The sequence below is a fragment of the Vibrio sp. 1159 genome (assembly GCF_033340395.1).
GTDB classification, from domain to species: Bacteria; Pseudomonadota; Gammaproteobacteria; order Enterobacterales; family Vibrionaceae; genus Vibrio; species Vibrio alginolyticus.
Window position 1 is genome coordinate 1 of record NZ_JAWOWL010000131.1, and the last position, 1259, is coordinate 1259.

At 43.2% G+C, this 1259-nt stretch carries 1 protein-coding gene; it reads right to left on the bottom strand.

The window, feature by feature from the left end:
* Positions 1–33: 33 nt before the first annotated feature.
* Positions 34–1238 (bottom strand): IS3 family transposase gene (locus tag R7127_RS26425; RefSeq protein WP_137281942.1). Its coding sequence is split into 2 segments (ribosomal slippage): positions 34–887 and positions 887–1238, totalling 1206 coding nucleotides; the frame shifts between segments, so codons are not numbered across the junction.
* Positions 1239–1259: the final 21 nt, after the last annotated feature.

The following is a 1259-nucleotide window of genomic DNA, read 5'->3' on the forward strand; positions in this document are numbered from 1 at the left end:
TGACCCGTCCTGATATGGGTTGACACTTTTTAACTAAAACGCTCGATGTACTTCATCGGGCGTTTTGTATTTTAAAGCCGTATGAGGCCTCATTTGATTATAGATATCTACGGACTCTGCTACCATCGTCCTTGCTTCTTTCAGATCTTTCGGTTTCTTCAGCAAGAGCTCCATTTTGAGTATCCCATTTACACGCTCAGCTAAAGCATTCTGATAACAGTCATACCCGTCTGTCATTGAGCAAGTCACTCTATGTTTCTTATGGATATCTTGATATTCCTTCGAACAGTATTGTGAGCCTCTATCTGAGTGGTGTATTAGCTTTTCTTCACTCTGCCGTTGCCTGAGAGCTGAGATAAATGCCCGCTTAACTGATTGAGTTTTCATGTTGTCATCCACATAAAAACCAACAATCTTCCTTGAATAAGCGTCTGTAACCAAGCTGAGATAACTCTCTCCATTTTGAGTTGGCAAGTAAGTAATATCAGCAACCCACAGTTGTTCTGGCTTCGTTGGTGTCAGCCCATCTTTCACTTTGTTTGGGTGACAGAAAAATCGATGACGGCTGTCAGTCGTTCGGTGATAGGCTCGTCTTGCTCTCACTAACAGCCGATGCTTTCTGAGAAGTTCAAAGAGCTTATCGCGACCTATTTGAATGCCCTTTGTTGCTGCTAAGAACTTCAGTTTACGCGTGCCAATGCGTGGCTGCTTCAGCCTGACTTCACGGACAAAGCCAATGACAGCATGCTCATGATGTTCACAACGAGATTGAGTTTGGCATTGCTTATAATAAGCTTGGCGAGAGATTTGTACTAACTGACAAAACTTCGTAACGCTCAAACCTACTATGGTTTTCTCTTGGACAACGCTTCTTTGTGCTTTTTTGTCACTCTAACACCATAGTCACGTTCCATAACGTTCACGACAGCTTCAAAGAAGTCGGCTTTGAGTTGAGCATCTTCGAGCTGCTTCTCAAGCTCTTTAATACGTTGCTCTGGTGTAGGAGGTGAATTGAACTCGGTCATAGAGTCTCCTTTGGACATAAAGTTAGGTGTCCCTTTAGACCAATCTAGTCGACCATGCTTACGAAGCCAAACCAAAACCGTAGAGCAACCTTGGATGCCATACTTCTCTTGGGCTTGTTTGTAAGTGAGGCTTCCTTTTTCAACCTCATCAACTACAGTGAGTTTAAAAGCGAGGGAGTAATCGCGCTGAGTTCTTTTAGTTGTTGATTTCATAACACTCTCCAATTTTGGGGG